Genomic DNA, 19,474 nt, shown 5'->3' with positions numbered 1-19,474 from the left:
CCGGAGTACCGGCCGGAGCCCCCGGCGACCCGGCAGCAACCCGCCGCCAGGGGCGACGGAGGCCGTCCGGGGAGGCCTCAGTGCGGCGGGTCGAGACGCACCACGGAGACCCGTACGGTGCGTCGCGGCAGCGCCGCCGGCACGGCGAGCAGCAGGGCGGCCGCGGTGAACACCACGTAGTGGCCGCCCTCCCACCGGATGCCGGACCAGCCGAGTTCGGCGTGGTGGTGCTCGGCGAGGGCGTTGCCGCACAGCCACCCGGCCAGACCGACCAGCGGCGCGGCCTGCGGCCGGGAGAAGGCGCCGACCAGGCCGCACAGGGCCAGATAGGCGACGAAGGCGGGGCGTCCGGAGTGCAGTGCGCCGAATCCGCCGAGTCCGAGCGCCAGCGCGCCGCCCGCGAGCAGGGCGAGCGTGCCCGAGGTGCCGACCGACGGCCGCGCCGGCACGGGGTGGTAGCGGGTGCCGCCCGGGCGGGCCGAGTACATCCGCATCGCGGACTACCCCCGCACCGGGAGGAGTTCGGCCTCGGGCCGGGCCCAGCGCCGGTGACTCGCCTCCAGCTGGCGCAGTTCGGCGAGGAGTTCGGGGGTGGGCACGGTGAGCACCGGGCAGCCCGCCGTCCGCGCGCAGTACGCGGACACCGAACGCCGCAGCCGGCGGCGCAGCAGGCCGCCGCCCCGCCCGAGGACCAGCAGGTCGCCGGGCCGGTCGGCGACGTCGACCAGCGCCGGTCCGGTCTCGCCCCGGATCACCACCGGGCGCAGCGGCACCCCGGGGTCGGCGCCGCCGAAGGCTTCGTCGAGGGCCGTGCGCAGGCGCTGTTCGGCGGCGTCCCGGACGGCGGCGAGCAGCGGCGGGCAGGGCGACCGCCGGTAGCCGAACTCGCCGCCCGGCGGCTCCCAGGCCAGGACCGGCAGCAGTTCCGCTCCCCGCTCCCGCGCCTCGGCCGCTCCCCGGTGCAGTGCTGCCAGACTTCCCAGCGAGCCACTGACCCCGACCACCACCCTGGGTGCCGCGCCGCCTTGCTGCCGCCCGCTGCCGTGCATGGTCCGTCCTCGTGTCGTGGGTGCCGTGATGCCTCGTGCTCTCCACCCAACCGCGGGGGCGGGCGCCCGCCCCGCTCCTTGACGCCTCCCTGACGGCCGGGGGAGCGATCCGTACGCACCCCATACGGCGGGGGCCGGAGCGGCCTGCGACCAGGGCCGGAGCGGCCTGCGACGAGAGCGGGAGCAGCCTGCGACGAGGGCCGGAGCGGGAGCGGCCTGCGGGGAGGCATCGCGCCCCGGCCCCGAGACCAACATGGTGCTATCGTCAGTAGCACCATGTTGCTGAAGCTGGACGTCGGGGACACCCGACCACTGCACGAACAGGTCGCGGGCGCGATCCGACGCGCCGTCGCCGAGGGCGAGTGCGCCCCCGGGGACAAACTGCCGCCCGCCCGGGAGCTGTCCCGGGCGCTGGGCGTGAACACCAACACCGTGCTGCGCGGACTGCGGACGCTGCGCGACGAGGGGGTGCTGGAGTTCCGTCGGGGCCGCGGCATCACGATCGCGGCCGGCGCCGATACCCGCTCCGAACTTGCCGAGCGAGTAAGGCAGTTGGTGGAGGACGCGGCCCGATTCGGCTACAGCAGGAACGATCTCGTGGACATGATCAGGGGGATGTCGTGACGGACGAAGGATCACAGCCGGCGAAGCCGGCCCACCGGGGCGCGTGGTGGGGGGCGGCGGCCTGGTCGCTCGGCGTGACGGCGCTGCTGGTCGCGCTGCCGCTGGTGGCGCGCCACCGCTTGCCGGACCCGCTGGCCACCCACTGGGGCGGCCGGGCCGCGGACGGCTCGATGTCGGTGACGGCGGCCGCGTTGTTCCCGGCGGGCGTCTGGCTGGTCCTGGTGCTGGTCGCCGCGCTGCTGCAGCGGTACTGCGCCGAGCGGTCGCCCGGCAGCGGGGCGGCGACGCTGGTGGCCGGCGGGGTGCTGCTGACGGGTGCGCAGACCGCCATCGTGCACGCGAACCTGGACCGCGCCCGCTGGCAGGACGCCGCGCCGATGGGCATCGAGGTGGTCCTGGTACTCGCGGCCACGGCCGCCGCCGGGGCGCTGGCCTGGTTGGCGGGCCGCAAGCTCCGCGGCCCGGCCGGGAAGGGGCCGGACGCCGGGGCGCCGGTGCTGGACGTACCGGAGGGCGAGCGGTTCGTCTGGCTGTCGCGGGCCGCGAACCCGTGGCTGCAGCTGCTGGCCGTCGTCCTCGGGCTGGCCGCCGCCGCGGGCGTGCTGGCGGCCGCGAGCGGACTGGCCGGGCTGGACTGGTCGTTCGTCCTGCCGTTCGCGCTTCCCGCGGTCGCCGTCCTCGCCTGCTCCTCGGTCCAGGCCCGGGTGACCGAGCGGGGCCTGACCGTCGGGTTCGGCCCGTTCGGCCGGCCGGCCCGGCACTGGTCCCCCGCCGACCTCGCCTCGGCCCGCGCCGAGCACCGCACCGCCGCGCAGGCGGGCGGCTGGGGCTACCGGATCAACCGGCTCGGCACCACGGTGATGCTGCGCGGCGGCGGCTGCCTGGTGGTGCGCACCCGCCGGGGCACCGACTTCGCGGTCAGTGTCGACGACGCCGAGCGCGGCGCCGCCCTGCTCAACGCGTTGATCGCGCGCACCGGACAGCCGGCCGGTCAGTAAGGTCCGCCGCGGCGGGCGCCCGCGACGGGCAGCCGGGGCGGGCAACCGCGGCGAGCGCCCGGGTCGGGCCGGGCCACCGGGGGCGGCCTGATCGACGCTGGTCACCGGGGGAATCCCGGGGCCGGCCCGACCGGTAAACCACCCGATTCGGTGGTGCTCCGAACGTCTTTGCGGGTACACAAGCTGACGGCCGTTCAGGTGAGGTGGTGCCCGTCGGCACCGATCCGCCCCCTGTCCCCACACGGCCCGAGAAGTCCGCGGGCGCCCGCGCCCGTACGCATGCAAGGAGGCGTCCGTGACCCACGACTCACGCGCGCAGAACTCCCCTGGCGCCCGGCGGGGCCTCCAGGACGAACGGACCGTCACATTCCTCCGTCTCGGCGTCGGCCTGATCGGCATCCTGCTGCCGCCGGCCCTGCCGTTCGGCAACTGGCTGGCCGCCGAGGTGACGGGGCGCAGCACGGACGGCTTCTGGCCGGGCTCGATGAGCGCCTCGTACTACACCGGCACGCGGAACGTCTTCGTCGGCGCCCTGTGCGCGCTCGGGGTGTTCCTGATCTGCTACCGCTTCGACCGCCGGGACGACCGGTGGAGTTCGGCCGCCGGGGTCTTCGCACTCGGGGTGGCACTGTGCCCGACGTCCCCGTCGGACGCGTCGGCCCTCCAGCGCACCGTCGGGGTACTGCACCTGGTCTTCGCGAGCCTGCTGTTCGTCATGCTGGCGATGTTCTGCCTCTACTCCTTCCGCAATCCCCGGTCGACCCAGCCGGCCCGGGTCGGCGCGGCCTACCTGGCGGCGGGGGTGCTGATCCTGGTCGCCCTGCTGCTCTCCCTCGCGGCCGGGGCGACGGGCGTCGGCGACGACTGGGCGGTGCGGCCGCTGTACCTGTGCGAGTGGCTGGCGACGTGGTCGTTCGGTGCGGCCTGGATCGGGGCGGCGCGCGAACTGGCCGCGCACCACCGGGGCGACTCCGACCGGGCCGTCGTGCCGCGGCAGCCGGGCGGCGCGGTGACGGAGGCGGTCCAGCCGGAGGCCCCGGCGTGACAGCGGGCCCCGAGGGCCCGGGGCTGACACCCGGACCCGGGCCGTCGGGGCCGTCGCGGGCCGTCGGGGCCGTCGGGGCGCGAGACTGAGGCCCTGTCATCTCGTCGTACCGGACGACCGTTACCATGCGCACCAAGGACCGCCGCCGCGGCGGCCGGTGACGGATCCCCAACGGGAGGGCGAGCATGGCGAACGAGGTCCGGGCGGAGCGAGGCCCGCAGCAGGATTACCCGTCGGTGGACCTGCGGATGGACGTCCCGCACTCCGCCCGGGTCTACGACTACCTCATCGGCGGCAAGACCAACTTCGAGGCGGACCGGGTCGCCGCGCACGCCTCGGTGCAGGCCTGGCCGTCGCTGCCGATCTCGATGCGCACCACCCGCGACTTCATGCAGCGTTCGGTGCGCCACCTCACCGAGCAGTACGGCGTGCGGCAGTTCCTGGACATCGGCACCGGCATCCCCACCTCGCCGAACGTGCACGAGATCGCCCAGGGGATCGCGCCCGGGGCCCGGGTCGCGTACGTGGACAACGACCCGATCGTGCTGACCCACGCGCGTGCGCTGATGGACAGCACGCCCGAGGGTCGCACCTGTTACGTGGACGCCGACTTCCGCGACCCGGAGTCGATCATCGGCAACGCCCGGCTGCGCGAGGTGCTCGACCTCTCGCAGCCGGTGGCGCTGTCGCTGATCGCCATCGTCCACTTCGTGCTGGACGAGGACGACCCGCAGGGCATCGTGCGCCGCTTCATGGACGCCCTGGCGCCGGGCAGCTTCCTCGCCCTGACCGTCTTCACCGGTGACACCGACCCGGTGGGCGTGGGCGGCGTCGGCCGGGAGTACAACGCGCGCGGCATCCCGCTGCAGATCCGCGACAAGGCCGAGACGGAGGCCTTCTTCGACGGCTTCGAGCTGCTCGACCCGGGCGTCACCCTGGTCCACCACTGGCGCCCGGACGCCGGTGCCGCGCCCGTGCGCGACCGGGACATCGCGATGTACGCGGGCGTCGCGGTCAAGCGCTGAGCGGCGCCGAGGGGGCGGGCCCGGGCCGTCCGTCGGCGCTCAGCCGGCGACGGAGACCAGGCCCGCCTCGTAGGCCAGGATGACCAGGTGCACCCGGTCGCGGGCGTCGAGCTTGGCGAGCAGCCGGGTCATGTAGGTCTTGACGGTGGCGATGCTGAGCACCAGCTCGGCGGCGATCTCGGTGTTGGACAGGCCCCGGCCGACCAACGTGAGGATCTCGCGCTCGCGCCCGGTGATCACCTCCAGCCGGCGGACGGCTCCGTCGCGCGTCCCCCTCCCGGGCGCCTGCTCCGGCGGCCGTCCGGCGACGAACGCGCCGATCAGCCGCCGGGTGACGCTCGGCGCGATCAGGGCCTCCCCGGCGGCGACCACCCGCACCGCGCCGAGGATGTCGTCCAGCGCCATGTCCTTGACCAGGAAGCCGGACGCCCCGGCGTGCAGGGCCGCGTAGACGTGTTCGTCCTCGTCGAAGGTGGTGAGCACGACCACCCTGGTCGGGCCGCCGGCGGCGGTCACCAGCCGGGTGGCCTCGATGCCGTCCGTGCCGGGCATCCGGATGTCCATCACCACGACGTCCGGGCGCAGTTCGGCGGCCAGCCGGACGGCCTCGGCCCCGGTGCCGGCCTCACCGGCCACCTCGATGTCGGTGGTCTCCGCGATGACCATCTCCAACGCGGCCCGCACCAGCGGCTGGTCGTCGGCCAGCACGACCCGGATCACGGTCCCACCTCCACCGGGACCGGCAGCCGGGCGGCGACCCGGAAGCCGCCGTCGGCGCGAGGCCCGGCGTCGAACTCGCCGTGCAGCAGGGTGACCCGCTCGCGCAGCCCGGCCAGCCCGAAGCCGCTGCCCGGGTCGGTGCCGCGCCCCCGGCCCCGGTCGGTGACCTCGACGGACAGCTCCCCGGCCGTCCGGTGGTCGACGGAGACGACGCAGGCGCCGGAGTCCGCGTGCCGGACGACGTTGGTGACCGACTCCTGGATGATCCGGAAGGCCGCGAGGTCGATCTCCGGTGGCAGCGGCCGCTGTTCGCCGTGCCGCAGGACCTCCACCCGTACGCCCGCGGCGGTGGTCGCCCCGGCCAGCCGGTCGAGGTCGGCCAGACCCTGCGGCACGGTGGCCGAGGTCTCGCCGGCGGCCCGCCGCAGGACGACGAGCATCCGGCGCAGCGCGGCCAGGGTGTCCCGCCCGGCGGTCTCGATCTCGCCCAGCGCCGCTTTGGCGCGCTCGGGCCGGCTGTCGATGACCCGGCGGGCGGCGCCCGCCTGCAGGGCGACGATGCCGAGGCTGTGCGCGACGGTGTCGTGCATCTCCCGGGCGATCCGCAGCCGTTCTGCGGTGACCGCCTCGTCGGCCGCCCGGCTGCTCAGCGCCTCGGCGTGCTCCCGGTTCTGCCGCACCGAGCGGCCGACCAGCCAGGCGACCAGCGCGAGCAGGGCGGCGCCGTCGGCGGAGCCGATGTGGGTGCCGGTGAAGATGCCGACGGTGTTTCCCCGCACCAGGCCGATGTGCAGCACCAGGAAGCCCATGACCAGGGCGAACACCGCCCGCGAGGTGCGGCGCGGCCGGGTGGCGGTGATCAGGCAGAGCGCGGTGTCCACGGCGAGCAGCGCGCCGGGCGGCACCTGGGTCCCCCCGGCCCAGCCGTCGGTCTCGGTCCAGGCGGCGATCAGCAGCAGCGCGACCGCCGGCACCGGGAGCCGGCGCACCAGCGCGGCGCCGGCGAAGGCCACCCCCGTGTCGGCGAGCGTGAACGCCCAGCCGCCGTGCGCGGCGGCGCCGTGGTGCTGCGCGGCGCCGCCGCCGAGCCGGACGGCGGGGTAGGCGACGGCCACGCACCAGGCGAGCCCGACCCACGCCTCGGGTGGGAGGCGCCGGAACAGCGGCGGAGCGGGGGTCGTGGACATGGTTCAAGATCGTATCGGCGGGCCGACGAGCCGTCATCCACCCGTGGTTGTACGGCCGGGGGTGGCCCCCGGTGTCGACACCGGTCCGATGTGCCGCGGCCCGTGCCCCGGGCACCGTGGGTCCCGTGATCGAACTCATCGAGCTGACCAAACGCTACGGCCGCGGCACCGCCGCCCGGGCCGCCGTCGACCGCCTCACCTTCACCGTCCGGCCGGGCACCGTCACCGGCTTCCTCGGCCCCAACGGGGCCGGCAAGTCCACCACCCTGCGGATGATCCTGGGCCTCAACACCCCCACCGCGGGCACCGTCACCGTGGACGGCGTGCCCTTCGCCGGCCGCCCGCGCGGCCTGCGCCACGTCGGCGCCCTGCTGGACGCGGGCGACGTGCACGGCGGACGCACCGCCCGGGCGCACCTGTCGGCACTGGCCCGCAGCAACCGCATCCCGCTCGGCCGGGTGGACGAGGTACTGACGGAGGTCGGGATCGCCGAGGCCGCCGGGCGGCGGATCGGCGGCTACTCGCTGGGCATGAAGCAGCGGCTCGGCATCGCCGGCGCCCTGCTCGGCGACCCGCCCGTGCTGCTGTTCGACGAGCCGCTCAACGGCCTGGACCCGGAGGGTGTCCTGTGGGTGCGCGGACTGTTCCGCCGCCTCGCCGCCGAAGGGCGCACGGTGTTCGTCTCCAGCCACATGATGGCCGAGATGGAACACACCGCCGACCGCCTCGTGGTCATCGGCCGCGGCCGGCTGATCGCCGACGAGAGCCTCGCCGAGTTCTCGGCCCGCGCGGGCCGCGCCGCCGTGACCGTCCGGGCCGCCGAACCCGACCGACTGGCCGCCGTGTTGACGGCTGCGGGTGCCACCGTCCGCCCCGGACCGGAGGGCGTCACCGCGACGACCGCAGGCGCTCTCACGGTGACCGGACTGGGCTCCACCCGGATCGGCGAACTCGCCCTGGAGCACAGGCTGTTGCTGCACGCCCTGACCGACCGCAGCGCCTCCCTGGAGGAGGCGTTCATGGAACTGACCGCCGACAGCGTCGAGTACCTCGCCGGAGAGCCCCGATGACCAGCGCACCGAAGATCATCCCCTCGCAGAACAACGCCCCGGCGAGCAGCAATCCGCAGAGCGGCAGCCCGCGGAGCGGTCCCCCGGAGACCAGCGGCTTCGGTGACCTGCTCGCCGCCGAGTGGATCAAGTTCTGGTCGCTCCGCTCGATCCCCTGGGTACTCGGCCTCAGCGCCCTCACGATCATCGGCGCCGGCCTCAAGTCCGCCCAGTACACCCACGCCCACTACACACCGGGCGACGGCGATCCCGCGGTCATGGCGCAGGTGGCCCTCTACGACGCCTTCAACCTCGTCTGCGCCGACGTCCTGATGCTCGTCGGCGGCGGCCTCGGCGCGATCGTCATCGCCGGCGAGTACGCGACCGGCCTGATCCGCACGACGCTGGCGGCCGTGCCGGACCGCCGGGCGGTGCTGGCGGCCAAGGCGTGCGTGCTGGCCGCCGTGATGTTCGGCTTCGGCGTGGTCAGCATCGGCGTCTCCTTCGGCGCCAGTCAGGCGATCCTCGCCGATCTGGGCATCGGGCAGTCGCTCACCGACCCCGCCGCCCTCCGGTACGTCTCGGCGGCCGTCCTGTTCGGCCCGGTCTGCGCGCTGGTCGGTCTCGGCCTCGGCACGCTGATCCGGCACAGCGCGGGGGCCGTGGTGGGCACCGTCGTGGTGCTGTTCTTCGTCCCCTCCCTCGTCACCGAGCGCTACCGCTGGACGGCCGACCTGCTGCACGCCCTGCCGCTGCCCGCCTGGCAGCGCCTGGCCCGCATCTCCCTGGCCGGCCTGCGCCCCAGCGAGTACCCGGCGACCGTCGCGGGCTCCTGGATCACCTTCGCGGCCTGGTCACTCGCCTCGGTGGCGGTCGCGGCGTTCGTCATCCACCGCCGGGACCACTGACCCGGGCCCCTGTCCGGCGCGGCGCGGCCGGCAAACGTCGGGAACGGCGCGGCCGGCAAACGTCGGCAACAGCACGAACGGCGCGAACAGCGGGAACAGCGGGAACAGCGGGACCGGCGGGAACACCACGAATGGCGGGAACGGCGCGAACGGCGCGCCCTTCGGGAACGCCGGTGACCGGGGCTCAGAACGCCGCGATGCTCCCCGGCGCCCGCTCGGCCCGGCTGAGCGCCCGCAGCACGCCGACCCAGCCGTGGCGCCGCACGGCGAGCCGGACCAGCAGCCCGGCCACCGAGTCGGCGGTCTCCGGCGGGAGTCCCGGGGTCGGCACCCCGACGCTGACCGCCAGGTCGTCGGCGTGGACGGCCAGTTCCATCGTGCGGGTCGCCAGCAGGTCGTCGAGGGTCAGCGACCACGGCCCCCAGAACGGCAGCCGGGCCGGCCGGTCGCCCGCCGCCGTCGCCAGGGCGGTCGTCAGGTCCGCGACCGCGCCGACGACCCGCCGGTGCAACGCCGCCGGCCCGGCCGCCGCGAACGCCTCGCTGCCCTCCCGGATCCGCACGTTGATCTCCGCCTCGGGCCCGGCGCCGATCCACGCCACCCGGGCGTAGTGGTCCAGCAGACCGACCGTCTCCTCGGCCGGCGCCGCGGCGGCCAGGGCCTCCGGTACGCACAGCACCTGATAGGCCAGGTGCCCGGCGAGCCCCCCGACGCTCCACTGCGCCAGAGCGCTCGGCCGACGCCACGCCCCGGCCACCTCGGGGTGGCCCAGCAGCCGCTCGGCCGCGCCGGCTGCCGCCAGGAAGTCCGCCCGGGCGTCCGTCACGATCGGTTCCCCCTCAGGCCGGGCCCGTCCGGCAACCCGCCGGACACCGTCTCCACCACCGCCACCACCAGCGCCACCAGCACCAGGCCGGCCGCGACCGACACGCCCAACTGGAAGGCCGCCGCCCAGTCCGGGTGGCGGCCCTGGGCGTGGCCGAAGAACACCGAGCCGACGACCGCGATGCCCACCGCCGAACCGACCCGCTGCGCGGTCTGCAGCACGCCGCCCGCGCTGCCCGCCCTGGCCACCGGCACCTGCTGGAGGGTCAGCGTCTGGTTCGGCGCGATCACCAGCCCACTGCCGGCCCCGGCGACCAGCAGCGGCAGCGCCGTCGTCCAGCCCACCCGGGGGCCCGACCACAGCTCCACGGCGAGCGCCGAGGCCAGCAGGCCGGCCAGCACCAGCAGCAACCCGGCCACCACCAGCCGTCGGCCGAGCCGGCTCACCAGCCGCCCGCCCACTGCGGCGGCCACACCCGAGCCGACCGCGAACGGGGTGATCGCCAGCCCCGCCGTCAGCGCCGAGTAGTGCAGTCCGACCTGCAGGTACAGCGTGAAGATGAAGAAGATCGCGGTGAACCCCGCGAAGTACACCAGCGACAACAACACCCCTGCCGCGTACGGGCGCACCGCGAACAGTGCCATGCTCACCAGCGGTTCGTGCCGCCGCCCGTAGTGCACCTCCCAGCCGACGAAGGCCGCGAGCAGCACCGCCGACACCGGCAGCAGCAGCCAGCGCACCGGGCCGTGCCACTGCTGCGCCTGGACGAACGGCAGCAGCAGCGCGACCGTGCCCGCGCCGAGCAGCAGCACGCCGACCGGGTCGAAGTCGCGGTGCCCGGCCCGTTCCGCGGCGGGGGCGGGCGGCGGGAGCAACCGGTGGGCGAGCGGCAGGGCGGCGATGCCGATCGGCAGGTTGACCAGGAACACCCAGCGCCAGCCGTCCTGCGGGCCGAAGAGGTGGATGAGCAGCCCGCCGAGCAGCGGTCCGACGGCGGTGGACAGCCCGATGGTGGCGCCGAGCGCGCCGAACGCCCGGCCGCGCTCGGCCCCACGGAAGAGGGTCTGGATGAAGCCGGACACCTGCGGGACGAGCACGCCGCCCGCCGCCCCCTGGAACAGCCGGGCCAGTACCAGCCACTCCTGGTTCTGCGCCGCGCCGGCCAGCGCGCTGGCCGCGGTGAACAGGGCCAGCCCGGTGAGGAAGACGGCCCGCCGGCTGCGTGCGTCACCGAGCCGCCCGGACGGGACGAGCACCAGGCCGAAGGCCAGCGCGTAGCCGCTGAGCACCCACTGCAGTCCGCTCTCCGACATGTGCAGCCCGGCCCGCACGGTCGGCAGGGCGACGTTGACGATGCTGACGTCCAGCAGGGTCATGAACCCCGCGACCAGGCAGACCGTGAGTGCCCGCCAGCGCCGCGGATCGGCCCGCCCGGCCGGGGCGGAGGCGCCGGACCGGTCCGGGTGCGCGGTGCCGCGCGGGGGGTCGGGGGTCATGAAGTGCCTCCTCCCGGGGTCCCGGGGCGGCCTTCGGCCCGGCCGGTGGGCGGCGGGCCCGATTCGGCCCATCGTGGCCCGGCGCCCCCCGTACCGCCACCCGGGCCACCTCCGCCGCACCCGCCGTCGCACCTGCTGTCTCACCTGCCGTCGCACCGACCGCCGTACCCGCCGCCGCACCGGCCATCTCACCCGAACGGTCGAACCGGATCGCGGGCGGCGCCCGCACCTCGGAGGCTGACGGCATGACCGTCGCCACCGGAACCCCGCCGTCCGCCCCGCCGGTACTGGACCTCCGGCAGCGCAACGTCGTCTTCGGCACCATCGTGCTCGGCATGCTGCTGGCCGCCCTCGACCAGACCATCGTCGGCACCGCGCTGCCCACCATCGTCGCGGACCTCGGCGGGGCCGCGCACATGTCCTGGGTGGTGACCGCCTACCTGCTGGCCGAGACGGTCGCCACCGTGCTGGCCGGCAAGTTCGGCGACCTGTACGGACGCAAGCTGCTGTTCCAGATCTCGGCGATCGTCTTCGTCGGCGGCTCCTTCCTGTGCGGCCTGGCCACCGACATGACCCTGCTGATCGCCTGGCGGGCCGTCCAGGGCGTCGGCGCGGGCGGCCTGATGGTCACCGCCATGGCGCTCATCGCGGACGTCATTCCGCTGCGCGAACGCGGCAAGTACCAGGGCGCGATCGGCGCGGTGTTCGGCGTCGCCACCGTCATCGGGCCGCTGCTGGGCGGGCTGTTCACCGACCATCTGTCCTGGCGCTGGGCGTTCTACGTCAACGTGCCGATCGCGGTCGTGGTGGTGATCGCCGCCGCCCGGACCATCCCCTCGGTGCGCTCGGCGACCCGGCCGGTGATCGACTACCTGGGCATCGCCCTGGTCGCGGTCGGTGCCGGCGCACTGATCCTGGCGACCAGCTGGGGCGGCAACCAGTACCCCTGGAGCTCCGGTGTGATCATCGGCCTGTTCATCGGCGGAGCGCTGGCGCTCGGACTGTTCTGCTGGGCGGAGACCCGCGCGGCCGAACCCATGCTGCCGATGCGGCTGTTCCGCAACCCCGTGTTCACGGTCTGCTCGGTGCTCAGCTTCATCGTCGGCTTCGCGATGCTCGGCGCACTGACCTTCCTGCCGACCTTCCTGCAGTACGTGGACGGCGAGTCGGCGACGGTCTCCGGCGTGCGCATGCTGCCCATGGTGATCGGTCTGCTGATCGCCTCGATCGGCAGCGGCAACGTCGTCAGCAAGACCGGGAAGTACCGGGTGTTCCCGATCGTCGGCACGGCCGTGATGGCCCTCGGCCTCTACCTGCTCTCCCGGCTCGAACCGGGCACCGGCACCGCGCTCGCCTCGCTCTACATGTTCGTGCTCGGCGTCGGCATCGGACTGAGCATGCAGGTGCTCACCATCGCCGTGCAGAACACCGTCGACTACGCCGACCTCGGCACCGCCACCTCCGGGGTCACCTTCTTCCGCACCATCGGCAGCTCCTTCGGCACCGCCGTGTTCGGCACCATCTACGCCAACGGCCTCGAAACCGAACTCGGCCACGGCATCGCCACCTCCGCACAGCTCACCGGCGCCGACCCCGCAGCCCTCGCCCACGCCGCCGAGAGCCCCCAGGGCCTGCACCAACTGCCCCCCGAACAGGCCGCACCGATCGTGCAGGCCTACTCCGACGCCCTGCACACCGTGTACCTGTGGACGATCCCGGTCGCCGTGATCGGCTTCGTCGTCGCGCTCTTCCTCAAACAGGTGCCACTGCGCGACACCGCCCGGGCCGGCTCCACCGACATGGGCGAGGGCTTCGCCCAGCCGACCACCTCCGACTCCGACCCGCACCTGGAGTACTCGGTCTGCAAGATCGTGCGCGGCGTGGACATCCGCACCGTCCGGAGCATCGTCGCCGACGCCGACACCCGGGTGGACCTGGCCGGGGCCTGGGCCCTGATGGAGGTCGCCCAGCACGCCGAGGCCCTCGGCCACGCCGACCTCGACCTCATCGCCGCCCGCAAACGGATCCCGCCCGAGGTCCTGGAGCCGATCTTCGACCGGATGGCGGCCGAGGGCTACCTCGTCCGCGACGGCGACCGCCTCGTCCACACCGAAGCCGGCACCCGAGAGGTCCGGGCCCTCGGCCGCGCCTGGTCCGACTGGCTCAACGCCCGCCTGGACGCCGACGCCGGCCGGCCGCGCAGCCCGCAACTGCGCACCGCCGCGGACGCCGTCGCCTGGCGCCTGCTGGTCGAGGACCTCACCAACGGCCTCCCGCCCTACGCCCGCTCGACGGACGGGGCGCGGGTCTAGGGCCGGGTCGACTGCCGCACGGCGGGCGGGTGCCGTCAGCCGGCCACCCAGGGGGCCTCGGGGAGTACGGCGCCGCTGCCGTCGTGGCCGGTGAAGTCCGCCGTGGTCGGCGTGCCCAGGCCGGGCATCCGCATCGTCACCCGCCGCAGGGCGCCGTCCCCGTCGACCCAGTACGTCAGCGGCGAGCGTTCGCCGTCGGGCGCGGATCCCTGGGCGCGCGGCCCGGCGACGCGGTCGTAGCTGCGACCGTCGATGCGGTCGCGGCCCAGCCAGCGCGCCCCGGACTGGGCGAGCAGCAGCGGGTTGTCGGGGCGGTCCGCGCCGAGCTGGACCACCAGGCGCAGCCCGGAGTCCAGGGGGTCGGCGGTGTAGGAGCGCGGCGACCAGCCCTGACGTGGCACGTGCTCGGCCTGCTGCCAGGCCGGGCCGTCGACGCCGGCCGGTTCGGGGGCCAGGCCGAGGCCGCCGGTGTCCCAGACGACCAGCCCGTGGTCGAGGGGGCCGCTCGCCCCGGTGGTCCGGTAGCGGCCGACGCCCCGGTGGGTCCGGTAGTCCACGACGCCCTCGACCCGGATGCCGACGCCCCCGCCCTCGTCGGCGGTGAGCGTCACCCCCACGGGGCTGGCCTGGTAGAGGTTCAGCCGTGACAGGGCCAGCCGGGCGGCCTCGTCCGTGGTGACCGGCCGTTCGGTGGCCTCGTCGGAGACCGTCCGGTAGACGACCAGGCCGCCCGCCGCGGTGGCGCACACCGCGGTCGCGACCAGCGCCCGGAGCCAGGGGCTCCGCCACCGCCGCCGGGTCTCGGTCTTCGTCTTCCGGGCCATGCGGGTGCCTTCTCTCGTGGGTGGGTCGTCGGTGGACGGTGACGGCAGTCGGGCGGGTCCGGGGACCGTGGTCCGCGAACCCGCCCGATCCCGCACCGGCACGGGGGCGTGCCGGTGCGGGGTGTCCGGCGCCGGGTGTCCGGCGCGGGGTGTGCTAGTCCTGCCGGACGGCCCTGCGCCTACGGGCCAGCAGTACCAGCGCCGCACCGAGGACGAGCAGTACCGCCGCGCCCGCCACGTAGAACGGGATCGCCGCGCCCGCACCGGTGTTGGGCAGGTGCCCGGGCGCGGGTGCCGGCGGGGCCGGGGGCGCCGGGACCGGGGTCGACGTCGTCGGCGGCGGCGTCGGGGTCTCGGTCGGTGTGGGCGTGGGCGTGGGCGTCGGGGTCGGCGTCGGGATCAGCCGGTTGACCGCCGTCACCGAGACCCCGTCGTCGAGGTTGCCCGAGGTGAGCACGAGCGGTCCGAACACCGTGGTCTCCGGGGCCGAGTAGCCCTCGGGCGGGCTCAGCTCCTGCCAGTAGTAGGTGCCCGGCACGCCGTTGCCCTGGCAGAGCCCCTCGGCCCCGGTGGTGCACGGTTCGCCCACCTTGGTGTCGGGCTTGTCGCCGGTCGGCTGCAGCCCGTCGGTGCCGTTCGTCTCGTGCCACAGCTGGAACTTGGCGCCCGCCAGCGGTTTGCCGTCCTGGTCGTGCTTGACCAGGCGCAGCGCGCCCTCCTGTTGGCGGAAGCCGAAGTCGTAGGTGTGGTCGTTCTCTCCGGGGCCGCCGGTGGTGAGTGCCCGTTCCGGGTACTTGCCGCCGGTGGGGACGATGCCCTTGGAGTCGATGAAGTGGTTGTCGCCGACGTCGTGTTCGGTGGCGACCCACTGGAACAGCGGGCCGTCCTTGGCGTAGTCGGCCGGGTTGTCCAGCTTGATGGTGTATTTGGTCCTCGGCTTGAGGCCGCCCTCGACGTTGCTGTCGTCGAAGTAGTACTCACCGCGGGCCGTGGTCTTCGTCGTGCCGACGAGCTTTCCCGACTCGTCGTACAGGTGGACGGTGGCTCCCGGGACCGGTCGCTGGCCCGGCAGTTGGAGGCCGCTGCGCTCGGGGTCGTACCAGACCCGGTTGCCGATCTGGAGCGGCGCCTGGTCGCAGAGCACTTCGAGGTCGCCCATCGCGGCGCCCTTGCCGAAGGGCGGGAGCGGCCCGACGGGGTTGAGCCGCAGGCCGCCGTCGGCCTTGCCGTCGCGCTTGTCGAAGCCCGGGCCGTAGCCGAACGCCATCCCGTTGGTGTCGTAGCCCGAGGTCGCGATGGAGTCCTCGACCTTGGAGAACGCCATTCCGGCGTTCAGCGCGTTGTTGTGGCCGATGCGGTTGTTGTCGAAGAACCGGGTGCCCCGGGTGGTGGCCCCGCAGCCGTTGTTGGTGTCCAGCACGTAGGTGCCGTTCACCAGGCAGGCCTTGTCGAGGTCACCGCCGGGCAGGACCTTGGCCATCGTGCCGGCCGTCGGTCCGGCCGCCGACTGGTCGCCGAAGCGGTCCCGGAAGGCGATCAGCATGGAGCCGTCGGTCTCGAACGCGATCTCGGCCACCGCCGGCTCGGGGTTGGCCATGTAGTCGGTGCCGCAGGACCGACCGTTCTGCGTGGCCGGGTAGGTGTCCTGCCACGGGAACCAGCCCGCGCCGGGGCAAGCCGTGCCGACCGTGTTGCCGCGCGGGTAGTCGAGCGGCTGCTCCAGGACGGCCTTCTTGAACGTGCCGGTGGCGAGGTCGAAGGGCAGCACCACGGCCCGCAGGTCCGAGGCCTTGCCGGTCGACTCGCCGGAGCAGACACCGCCGAGGTAGCCGGTGCCGTCCTGCAGCCCGAGGCCGTACGGCCGCCAGTCCCCGGCCGCCGGGCAGCCCGGGTCGGGGACGGCGTACGCGGCCTTCGGTTCCGCCGCCGTCGGCCCGGTGGCGTCGTAGCGGTAGACCTTGCGGTCGTGGAGGTTGACGACGAACAGGTCCTTGCCGTCGTCGCTGATCTTGACGGCGCCGAGGCTCTCCTTGCCCACGGCGGGCAGGAAGGCGTCGTCGTCGCCCGGGCCGTGCGGCGTGCTGCCGGCGTCCGGGACGGTCGCGAAGAGGGTGGTGGTCTTCTTCGCCGGGTCGGTCACGTAGATCGCGCCCGGGCCGCCGGGGCCGTACGCCGTGGTGCGTTTGGCCGAGGCGGTGGTGAAGAGCCGCTTGTCGGCCCGGTTCCACGCGACGCCGTAGATGTTGCCGGTCTGCTCGGCCGTGGCCAGGTCGGTCACGGTCGCGTCGGTGCCGGCCACGCCGCGGGCGCTGTACGGGAAGGTGACCAGGGTGTGCGCCGACGCGCCCTCCCTGGGGGCCGGCTGACAGGTCGACACCAGCGGCGCGTTCTTCTGGCAGTAGTCACCCGGGCTCCACAGGCCCGTGGTGAGTTCCACCTTCTTGCCGCCGGTGAGGTCGACGAACTCCTCGTTGCTGCTGAGCTTGTTCGGCGCACCGGTGAGCCCCTCGCGCGAGGCGAAGGCCGGGAACAGCACGCCCGGCTTCGGGTTCACCACCTGTACGCGGTACTTGCCGCCGGTCACCTTGGCCGCGGCCGGGGCCAGGGTCACGGTGCCGTCGGCCGCCGTGGTGCCCTCGATGCCGGCACCGGCGCCGTCCGTGAGCGTCACCTTCACGCCCGCCATGCCCGGTTCCAGCACCGGCGTCCACACGCCGGTGGTGTCCACGGCCCGGATCACCCGGACCGTCACCGTGCCGTCGCCCGTCTGCGGAAACGCCGACGGGGCCGCGGCCAACGAGCAGGCGCCGATCGCGGCGAGTGCCACGGCGCCGGCCGCGGTCCGGCGGCCGAGCCCGTCCGGTCGCCGCCGGTCCGCGCCTCGCGCGGCGCCGGCTGTTCGTTCACTTGTCGTCGTCATCCCTGCTCTCATCGTCACGTTGGGGGCACTGTCCAGTGGGGTCTGCCGCCCGATCTCGCGAGGGAGTTCGTGTGTGGCGGAAAGCCGCCATTGTTAACGGGAGCTTAAAGCGGCCTCACGGAAGTTCGCAGGAAAACAAGGAACTTTGACGGCGTGTCAGACGTTTCGACGGCCGTCGCACCACCGCACTCTCCGCCCGGCTCAACCCCGCTGACCTGCGGAGGAGCGCGACCCGCCGCGAGCCGCCGCAGCCGGACACCACATGAACCTGTCGACAATCGAACACGGGTCCCGCCCCGTCCGCACACACCGCGCCCCAAAACACCTGCCCTGGTGGCGACTTCCGTCCCCCCGCTCCCACCCGGCGCGGCCGAAACCCGCTCTGGCACGATGGCCCGATGCGCATACTGATCATGGGCGGAACCAGGTTCGTCGGCCTCCACTTCGCCGAGGCGGCCCTCGCCGCCGGACACCACGTCACGGTGCTGCACCGCGGCAGGTCCGGCGCCCACCTGCTCCCCGACGCCACCCACCTGATCGCCGACCGCGACGCCGACCTGTCCGCGCTGCACGGCCGCCGCTGGGACGCCACCGTCGACGTCAGCGCCTACTACCCCCGCCAGGTCCGCGACCTGGCCGCGGCGCTCGACCCCGGCGCCGCCGGGCACTACCTCCTGGTCTCGTCGATGGCGGTGTACGACACCCCGGCCGCCCCGGCCTTCACCGAGGACTCCCCGCTGCGCCCCGCCGACGGCCCGGAGCCCGACGCCGTCACCGGCGAGACGTACGGCGTCCTCAAGGTGCAGTGCGAGCGCGCGGCCCGGGAGGCCTTCGGCCCGGAGACGTTGCTGGTCCGCCCGACGTACGTGATCGGCCCCCACGACTACACCCACCGCTTCGACTACTGGGTGCGGCGGCTCGCCCGGGGCGGCGAGGTCCTGGCCCCGGGCCGGCCCGACGCACCGCTCCAGGTCGTCGACGCCCGCGACCTCGCCGCGTGGATGCTGACGCTGCTGGAACGGAACGCCTCCGGCGCCCTCCACGCCGCCACTCCCCCGCCCTTCACCTTCGGCGACCTCCTCGACGCCGTCGCCTCGGCCGTCGCCCCGGCCGGCACCACGGTGACCTGGGTCGCCGAGGACTTCCTGCGCACCGCCGGCGTCCCGGAGCGCGCGCTCCCGCTGTGGCCCGGCAGCCCCGAGCTCCGCGCCACCAACACCGCCGACCCGGCCGCCGCCCTGGCGAGCGGGCTCCGGCTCCGCCCGGTGGCCGACACGGCCCGCGACGTACCGGCGTTCGAACCGATGCCGGAGACCCTGACACCCGAACGGGAGGCCGAGCTGCTCGCCGCCTGGCACCGCCGGTAGAAGTGCGGCGCCGGCGCTCCGTCCCTCAGCCCGCGAGGGGCGGGTTGAGGCGGGCGAAGGCCTCCTGCCGCCGGTAGGGGAAGTACGGGTACGGGGCCGTGCGGGCACTCGCCGCGTCCAGCCGGGCGACCTGGTCGTCGGTCAGTGTCCAGCCGACCGCGCCGAGGTTCTGCCGCAGCTGCTCCTCGTTGCGGGCGCCGATGATCACCGAGGAGACTGTCGGCCGGCGCAGCAGCCAGTTGATCGCGACCTGCGGCACGGTGCGTCCGGTCTCGGCGGCGACCTCGTCCAGGGCGTCGACCACCCGGTGGAGCAGTTCGTCCTCCACCGGCGGGCCGTAGTCGGCCGTGTCGTGCAGGCGGCTGCCGGCCGGGAGGGGCTGTCCGCGGCGGATCCGCCCGGTGAGGCGGCCCCAGCCGAGCGGGCTCCACACCAGCGCGCCGACGCCCTCCTCCCGGGCGAGCGGCATCAGCTCCCACTCGTAGTCGCGGCCGACGAGGGAGTAGTAGACCTGGTGGGCGGCGTAGCGGGGGCGGCCGTGGCGCTCGGCGAGCGCGAGGGACTTCATCAGCTGCCAGCCGGAGAAGTTGGAGACGCCGGTGTAGCGGACCTTGCCGGCCCGGACCAGGTCCTCCAGGGTGGCCAGCACCTCCTCGATCGGGGTGCCCGCGTCGTAGGCGTGCAGCTGGAACAGGTCGAGGTGGTCGGTGCCGAGGCGGCGCAGCGCGTCGTCGACGGACCGGACGAGGCGGGCGCGGGAGGTGCCGGCGTCCTGCGGGCCGTCGCCGGTGGGCAGCCCGGCCTTGGTGGAGATGAGGACCCGGTCGCGGCGGCCGCGGACGGCCTGGCCGAGCACCTCCTCGGAGGCGCCGTCGGAGTAGACGTCGGCGGTGTCGAACAGGGTGACGCCGGCGTCGATGGCGATGTCGAGCAGGCGGCGGGCCTCCTGGACGTCGGTGGTGCCCCAGGCGCCGAACAGCGGGCCGCGCCCGCCGAAGGTGCCGGTGCCGAGGCTGAGCGCGGGGACCTTGAGTCCGGACGCGCCGAGGCGGCGGTATTCCATGTCGGTGTCGGCGGTGCCCATGGCGGTTCTCCCCTCGAAGCCCCTAATGGGACTCCCGTTC

General features: G+C 74.5%; 17 protein-coding genes. 8 read left to right on the top strand and 9 right to left on the bottom strand.

Features of this window, described 5'->3' with window-relative positions:
* Positions 1–77: 77 nt before the first annotated feature.
* Complete coding sequence (locus tag ACFV04_RS17290) at positions 78–494, bottom strand: hypothetical protein (RefSeq protein WP_380529856.1); 417 nt, start codon at positions 492–494, stop codon at positions 78–80.
* 6 nt (positions 495–500) lie between these two features.
* The gene (locus ACFV04_RS17285) at positions 501–1,049 is read right to left on the bottom strand and encodes a universal stress protein (protein ID WP_380346396.1); all 549 of its coding nucleotides are present in this window, start codon (positions 1,047–1,049) and stop codon (positions 501–503) included.
* 276 nt (positions 1,050–1,325) lie between these two features.
* Between ACFV04_RS17285 and ACFV04_RS17280 the strand changes: the two genes are divergently transcribed.
* The 4 genes from ACFV04_RS17280 (at position 1,326) to ACFV04_RS17265 (ending at position 4,741) form a co-directional block, all read left to right on the top strand.
* A complete protein-coding gene (locus ACFV04_RS17280; protein WP_360261773.1) occupies positions 1,326–1,673 on the top strand; it encodes a GntR family transcriptional regulator in 348 nt (115 codons plus the stop codon).
* Positions 1,670–2,671, top strand: coding sequence for a DUF1648 domain-containing protein (locus ACFV04_RS17275; RefSeq protein WP_380346398.1), 1,002 nt, complete (start codon positions 1,670–1,672; stop codon positions 2,669–2,671). The genes ACFV04_RS17280 and ACFV04_RS17275 overlap by 4 nt, the downstream gene beginning before the upstream one ends.
* Before the next feature lie 295 nt (positions 2,672–2,966).
* The gene (locus ACFV04_RS17270) at positions 2,967–3,716 is read left to right on the top strand and encodes a hypothetical protein (RefSeq protein WP_380529855.1); all 750 of its coding nucleotides are present in this window, start codon (positions 2,967–2,969) and stop codon (positions 3,714–3,716) included.
* Positions 3,717–3,901: 185 nt separating this feature from the next.
* Positions 3,902–4,741, top strand: a complete 840-nt coding sequence (locus ACFV04_RS17265) for an SAM-dependent methyltransferase (RefSeq protein WP_360261767.1) — start codon at positions 3,902–3,904, stop codon at positions 4,739–4,741.
* Between the two features lie 39 nt (positions 4,742–4,780).
* On the opposite strand, the gene ACFV04_RS17260 is transcribed toward ACFV04_RS17265, so the two are convergent.
* Both ACFV04_RS17260 and ACFV04_RS17255 read right to left on the bottom strand, forming a co-directional pair.
* Positions 4,781–5,461, bottom strand: coding sequence for a response regulator (locus ACFV04_RS17260; RefSeq protein WP_380529853.1), 681 nt, complete (start codon positions 5,459–5,461; stop codon positions 4,781–4,783).
* The gene (locus ACFV04_RS17255) at positions 5,458–6,648 is read right to left on the bottom strand and encodes a sensor histidine kinase (RefSeq protein ID WP_380529851.1); all 1,191 of its coding nucleotides are present in this window, start codon (positions 6,646–6,648) and stop codon (positions 5,458–5,460) included. Before ACFV04_RS17255 ends, ACFV04_RS17260 begins: the two co-directional genes overlap by 4 nt.
* A 125-nt stretch (positions 6,649–6,773) precedes the next feature.
* Between ACFV04_RS17255 and ACFV04_RS17250 the strand changes: the two genes are divergently transcribed.
* Both ACFV04_RS17250 and ACFV04_RS17245 read left to right on the top strand, forming a co-directional pair.
* Complete coding sequence (locus tag ACFV04_RS17250) at positions 6,774–7,718, top strand: ABC transporter ATP-binding protein (RefSeq protein WP_380529849.1); 945 nt, start codon at positions 6,774–6,776, stop codon at positions 7,716–7,718.
* Positions 7,715–8,605 (top strand): ABC transporter permease, encoded by an 891-nt coding sequence (locus tag ACFV04_RS17245; RefSeq protein ID WP_380529847.1) that lies wholly within the window; start codon positions 7,715–7,717, stop codon positions 8,603–8,605. Before ACFV04_RS17250 ends, ACFV04_RS17245 begins: the two co-directional genes overlap by 4 nt.
* A gap of 184 nt (positions 8,606–8,789) precedes the next feature.
* Here ACFV04_RS17245 and ACFV04_RS17240 read toward each other — a convergent pair whose 3' ends face one another.
* Together ACFV04_RS17240 and ACFV04_RS17235 are read right to left on the bottom strand one after the other, a co-directional pair.
* Positions 8,790–9,431 (bottom strand): maleylpyruvate isomerase N-terminal domain-containing protein, encoded by a 642-nt coding sequence (locus tag ACFV04_RS17240; protein ID WP_380529845.1) that lies wholly within the window; start codon positions 9,429–9,431, stop codon positions 8,790–8,792.
* The gene (locus ACFV04_RS17235) at positions 9,428–10,927 is read right to left on the bottom strand and encodes an MFS transporter (RefSeq protein WP_380529844.1); all 1,500 of its coding nucleotides are present in this window, start codon (positions 10,925–10,927) and stop codon (positions 9,428–9,430) included. The genes ACFV04_RS17240 and ACFV04_RS17235 overlap by 4 nt, the downstream gene beginning before the upstream one ends.
* 245 nt (positions 10,928–11,172) lie before the next feature.
* On the opposite strand from ACFV04_RS17235, the gene ACFV04_RS17230 reads away from it, so the two are divergent.
* The gene (locus tag ACFV04_RS17230) at positions 11,173–13,239 is read left to right on the top strand and encodes an MDR family MFS transporter (protein WP_380529842.1); all 2,067 of its coding nucleotides are present in this window, start codon (positions 11,173–11,175) and stop codon (positions 13,237–13,239) included.
* Between the two features lie 35 nt (positions 13,240–13,274).
* Here ACFV04_RS17230 and ACFV04_RS17225 read toward each other — a convergent pair whose 3' ends face one another.
* The gene (locus ACFV04_RS17225) at positions 13,275–14,063 is read right to left on the bottom strand and encodes a hypothetical protein (protein ID WP_380346415.1); all 789 of its coding nucleotides are present in this window, start codon (positions 14,061–14,063) and stop codon (positions 13,275–13,277) included.
* A 154-nt stretch (positions 14,064–14,217) separates the two neighbouring features.
* Entirely contained in the window at positions 14,218–16,983 is a 2,766-nt protein-coding gene (locus ACFV04_RS17220; RefSeq protein ID WP_380529840.1) for an SdrD B-like domain-containing protein, read from the bottom strand.
* A gap of 398 nt (positions 16,984–17,381) precedes the next feature.
* On the opposite strand from ACFV04_RS17220, the gene ACFV04_RS17215 reads away from it, so the two are divergent.
* Entirely contained in the window at positions 17,382–18,350 is a 969-nt protein-coding gene (locus ACFV04_RS17215; RefSeq protein WP_380529839.1) for an NAD-dependent epimerase/dehydratase family protein, read from the top strand.
* 25 nt (positions 18,351–18,375) lie between these two features.
* Here ACFV04_RS17215 and ACFV04_RS17210 read toward each other — a convergent pair whose 3' ends face one another.
* Positions 18,376–19,413: an aldo/keto reductase gene (locus tag ACFV04_RS17210; protein WP_380346495.1), complete on the bottom strand. Its 1,038-nt coding sequence runs from the start codon at positions 19,411–19,413 to the stop codon at positions 18,376–18,378.
* Positions 19,414–19,474: the final 61 nt, after the last annotated feature.

The sequence above is a fragment of the Kitasatospora sp. NPDC059599 genome (genome assembly GCF_042735125.1).
Classification (GTDB): Bacteria; Actinomycetota; Actinomycetes; order Streptomycetales; family Streptomycetaceae; genus Kitasatospora.
The sequence above is the reverse complement of the archived record's forward strand: the minus strand, read 5'-3'. Positions and strand labels throughout refer to the sequence as shown.

What these genes read in the sequence shown, in the direction of transcription:
- ACFV04_RS17220 (WP_380529840.1), bottom strand. Translation starts at nt 16,983, where the DNA reads ATGACGACGACAAGTGAACGAACAGCCGGCGCCGCGCGAGGCGCGGAC.
- ACFV04_RS17245 (WP_380529847.1), top strand. Translation starts at nt 7,715, where the DNA reads ATGACCAGCGCACCGAAGATCATCCCCTCGCAGAACAACGCCCCGGCG.
- ACFV04_RS17210 (WP_380346495.1), bottom strand. Translation starts at nt 19,413, where the DNA reads ATGGAATACCGCCGCCTCGGCGCGTCCGGACTCAAGGTCCCCGCGCTC.
- ACFV04_RS17255 (WP_380529851.1), bottom strand. Translation starts at nt 6,648, where the DNA reads ATGTCCACGACCCCCGCTCCGCCGCTGTTCCGGCGCCTCCCACCCGAG.
- ACFV04_RS17235 (WP_380529844.1), bottom strand. Translation starts at nt 10,927, where the DNA reads ATGACCCCCGACCCCCCGCGCGGCACCGCGCACCCGGACCGGTCCGGC.
- ACFV04_RS17280 (WP_360261773.1), top strand. Translation starts at nt 1,326, where the DNA reads ATGTTGCTGAAGCTGGACGTCGGGGACACCCGACCACTGCACGAACAG.
- ACFV04_RS17265 (WP_360261767.1), top strand. Translation starts at nt 3,902, where the DNA reads ATGGCGAACGAGGTCCGGGCGGAGCGAGGCCCGCAGCAGGATTACCCG.
- ACFV04_RS17285 (WP_380346396.1), bottom strand. Translation starts at nt 1,049, where the DNA reads ATGCACGGCAGCGGGCGGCAGCAAGGCGGCGCGGCACCCAGGGTGGTG.
- ACFV04_RS17290 (WP_380529856.1), bottom strand. Translation starts at nt 494, where the DNA reads ATGCGGATGTACTCGGCCCGCCCGGGCGGCACCCGCTACCACCCCGTG.
- ACFV04_RS17215 (WP_380529839.1), top strand. Translation starts at nt 17,382, where the DNA reads ATGCGCATACTGATCATGGGCGGAACCAGGTTCGTCGGCCTCCACTTC.
- ACFV04_RS17225 (WP_380346415.1), bottom strand. Translation starts at nt 14,063, where the DNA reads ATGGCCCGGAAGACGAAGACCGAGACCCGGCGGCGGTGGCGGAGCCCC.
- ACFV04_RS17230 (WP_380529842.1), top strand. Translation starts at nt 11,173, where the DNA reads ATGACCGTCGCCACCGGAACCCCGCCGTCCGCCCCGCCGGTACTGGAC.